This window comes from Actinomycetospora sp., assembly GCF_055612215.1.
This window is the reverse complement of the sequence record NZ_JBVPVA010000516.1, coordinates 1-3,647: the sequence shown is the minus strand read 5'-3', so window position 1 is coordinate 3,647 and position 3,647 is coordinate 1. Positions and strand designations below refer to the sequence as shown.

Below are 3,647 nucleotides of genomic sequence, written 5' to 3'. Positions count from 1 at the left end.
CCCTCGGGGACGACGTCACCCTCAACGCCGGCGTCATCCTGCAGGCCCACTCGATGGAGGACGGCGTGTTCAAGTCGGCGCCGATCGTCGTCGGGTCGGGCGCCACCCTCGCGACGGCGGCGTTCGTGCACTACGACACGGTGATCGACCAGGACGCCGTGCTCGGCGGGGACGCCTTCCTCACCAAGGGCCACCGCGTCCCCCGGGGCGCCCGGTGGCTCGGCAATCCCGCCGAGGAAGTGCCCGTCGCCCGCCCGGATCCCCGCGGGGCGCGGACGCTCAGAACGGCTCGACGCTGACGACGCCGGGCAGGGTGCGGACCCGCGCGGCGAACGCGTCGCACTCGTCGGTGGTGAGCGCGACGGTGCACGAGATGCAGGAGCAGGAGACGCCCTCGTGGACGTCGACGGAGAAGTCCGGGACCCGGTAGCCGAGGTCGCACAGCTGCGACGTCAGGGTCATGACGCCGCGCATGCCGCCGGTGGTGACGATGGTCCACGGGCGCGGCAGGCGGGACGGACGGCGACCCGGCCCGTTGACGGCGCGCTCGACGTCGGCGGCCTGGACGGGGGCGGGCTCGAGGGTGGTCACGACGTGCTCCTGGGAAGTGGATCCGCTGCTGGAATCCGAGCCAGGCCTCGGGGGCGTGCCAATCTCACGGTCGCGCACCGTGTCGTTGCGCGCCGGGAGCCTGGCTCACCCGACGCGCCGGAGTACTACCTCTCCCAGTCGCGCGATCATGTCGCTGATGTTACCCAGATCATCCCGTGGTGCAAGTCGGTGGGGTGGCTTCGCCACGTGAGCACTTTCGGGGCCTATCGCACCGGAAAGTGCTCACGGGCGCGCCGCGCACCTAGATCATCACGATCCCGCCGTCGATCATCGGCGCCTGCCCGGTCATGTAGTCCGCGTCGGGGCTCGCGAGGTAGGAGACGAAGGACGCGACGTCCTCGGGCGTCTGCACCCGCCCCAGCGGGATGAGCTGCGCGTACTGCGCGAGCGCCTCCCCCTTCCCGGTCCCGAGGTAGCGGCCGAGGCCGACGTCGATCTCGTCCCACATCGTGGTCCCGACGATGCCCGGGCAGTAGGCGTTGACCGTGATGCCGTGGGGCGCGAGCTCCTTCGCGGCGGCCTGGGTGAGGGCACGGACGGCGAACTTCGAGGCCGAGTAGTGCCCGAGGTGGTCGAAGCCCTGGTGCCCGGCGATCGACGACGCCGAGATGATCTTGCCGCCCCGGCCCTGCTCGATCATCGCCTCGGCCGCGGCCTGCAGGCACCACAGCACCCCGCCGACGTTCACCCCGAGCATCCGCTCGAGGTCCACCGGCGTCACCTCGAGCAGCGTCTTGACCTGCGCGATCCCGGCGTTCGAGACCATGACGTCGAGGCCGCCGAACTCCTCGCGGGCCGCGTCGACCAGGGCGAAGCACGCGTCGCGGTCGGAGACGTCGGCGACCTGGGACACCGCGCGCCCGCCCTCCGCCGTGATGGTCTCGGTGGTCTGCGCCGCGGTGGTGGCGTCCAGGTCGGCGACCACGACGGCGAGACCGTCGGCGGCGAGGCGCCGCGCGATGGCGGCGCCGATCCCGCGCCCGGCCCCGGTGACGACGGCGACGCGCTGTCGGGGCGACTCCCCACCCGCCCGGCTCACGGCTGCACCAGGATCTTCACGTTGGACTCCTTGTGGTCGATGAGCTCGCGGAACCCGCGGTCGACGATGTCGTCGAGCCCGATCCGCCCGGTGATGAACTGGTCCACGTCGACCGTTCCGGAGCGGATCAGCTCGATGACCTCCTCGTGGCGGTTCGCGTAGGCGAGCGAGCCGACCAGGTGGATCTCGGAGAAGACGAGCGCGTTGACGTCGAAGGTCGCGGGGTGGCCCCAGATCGAGACGTTGACGCACGTCCCGCCGGGTCGGGTGCTGGCGACGGCGGCCGCGAGGACCTCGTCCACGCCCGCGCACTCGAAGGTCACGTCGGCGCCGCGCCCGTCGGTCAGCTCGCGGATCGCCTCCGGGACGTCGACCTCGGTCGGGTCGAGGACGTGGTCCGCGCCGGCGCCGGGGGCCTTGGCCTTCCGGGCCTCGGCGGGCTCGACGACGATGACCTGCCCCGCGCCGGTAGCGCGCAGCGCGGCGGCGGTGACCAGGCCGATCGGGCCGGAGCCGAACACGGCCGCCGACCCGCCCGGGGCCAGGCCCGAGAGCTTCGTCGCGTGGTAGCCGACGGCGAGTGGCTCCACGAGCGCGCCCTGCTCGGGGGTCAGGCCGTCGATCGCGTGGACCCACCGGGTGTCGACGACCATCCGTTCGGCGAACCCGCCCTGCTCGCCGTCGAGACCGATGAAGCCGAGCTTGCGGCACGTGTTGTAGCGGCCGTCGCGGCAGGCGGTGCACTCCCCGCACACGTCGTAGGGCTCGACGACGACGCGGTCGCCCTCGGAAAATGCGGTCACCCCCGGGCCGAGCTCCGCGACGACCCCGGAGAACTCGTGGCCCAGGGTGATCGGCACCGCCCCGCCGGTCAGCGGGTGCGGGCTCGCGGGGGTCGGCGCGAAGATCGGCCCGTCGAGGTACTCGTGCAGGTCGGTGCCGCAGATCCCGCACCACTCGACGGCGATCTGCACCTGCCCCGGGCCCGGGTGGGGTTCGGGGACGTCCTCGACGCGGACGTCACCGCGTCCGTGGAAGCGCGCGGCCTTCATGGGTCCTCCCTGGCGTCGTCAGGACCCCCATCCCACGGGAGTGACCCGGGTCACGGCCAGGGTTGCAGCGGTGTTGCAGAGCCGAGCAGGCGCGTCAGGACCTCGGGGGTCGGCGGGACGACCTCGACACCGGGCGCGATGCGGTAGGGCCGCGCCGCGATCAGCCCGCCGAGCACCCGGCGCAGGCGCGAGAGCTCGGCGCGGACGGTCACGTGGTGGTCGGAGTCGTCGTAGAGGGCGCGGCTCAGCGCGGCGGCGTCGAGACCGGCCGTCCCGGCGCACATGAGCAGCGCGAGGATCTGCTGGTGGCGGCGCGAGAGCCCGTGCCGCCACTGTTCCCGGCCCTCGACGACGGCCCCGGCCGGCTCCCCGTCGGGGTCGAGCCGGATGCGGGTGGACTCCTCGCCGGTGCCGCTCGGGCGGAGCATCCAGCCGCCGGGGACGCGCTCGGGCAGGCACGCGCCGAGGCCGTGCACGAGGAGCGCCTCGCCCGCGCGTGGGACGGCGACCCGGTCTCGTGGGGCGAGACCGGTGGCGCCCGCGACCCAGCCGTGCTCGTCGACGACGAGGGCCGGCCCGCGCTCGCGGGCGAGCAGCGGTCCCGCGACGGACCGCAGCCGGTCGAGACGGGCCTCGTGGTGGGTCCAGAGCCCGGACTCGGCGAGGCGCACGGCGGTGTGGACGAGGGCGACGGTGGTCGGGTGCACGGTGGGCGCGGGGCCGGAGAGGTCGACGACGCCGAGCATCTCGCCGGTGCGCGGATCGTGGATGGGGCTCGCGGTGCACGTCCACGGATGCTGGGCGCGGACGAAGTGCTCGGCGGAGAAGAGCTGCACCGACGCGTGCTCGGCGAGCGCGGTGCCGATCGCGTTCGTCCCGACGGCGGCCTCGGTCCAGTCCGCCCCCGGGAGGAAGCCGAGGTCGTCGGCCAGCCGCCCGACCCG

The 3,647-nt window shown here is 73.8% G+C and carries 4 protein-coding genes and 1 pseudogene; 1 reads left to right on the top strand and 4 read right to left on the bottom strand.

Annotated elements, in window-relative coordinates; all coding sequences use genetic code 11:
* Positions 1 to 299, top strand: a pseudogene (locus tag AC0CYZ_RS14340) (Pls/PosA family non-ribosomal peptide synthetase); the annotation flags it as partial.
* Here the strand turns inward: AC0CYZ_RS14340 and AC0CYZ_RS14335 are convergent.
* The 4 genes from AC0CYZ_RS14335 to AC0CYZ_RS14320 all read right to left on the bottom strand — a co-directional run.
* Positions 280 to 591: a hypothetical protein gene (locus AC0CYZ_RS14335; protein WP_472216421.1), complete on the bottom strand. Its 312-nt coding sequence runs from the start codon at positions 589 to 591 to the stop codon at positions 280 to 282. The pseudogene AC0CYZ_RS14340 and the gene AC0CYZ_RS14335 overlap by 20 nt on opposite strands.
* Before the next feature lie 262 nt (positions 592 to 853).
* On the bottom strand, positions 854 to 1,651 hold the full coding sequence (locus AC0CYZ_RS14330; RefSeq protein WP_472216419.1) for an acetoin reductase: 798 nt from the start codon (positions 1,649 to 1,651) through the stop codon (positions 854 to 856).
* Positions 1,648 to 2,703: a 2,3-butanediol dehydrogenase gene (locus AC0CYZ_RS14325; protein WP_472216417.1), complete on the bottom strand. Its 1,056-nt coding sequence runs from the start codon at positions 2,701 to 2,703 to the stop codon at positions 1,648 to 1,650. Before AC0CYZ_RS14325 ends, AC0CYZ_RS14330 begins: the two co-directional genes overlap by 4 nt.
* 50 nt (positions 2,704 to 2,753) lie before the next feature.
* Positions 2,754 to 3,647 (bottom strand): GAF domain-containing protein (locus tag AC0CYZ_RS14320; protein WP_472216415.1); only part of this gene is annotated, 894 nt, incomplete at its 5' end.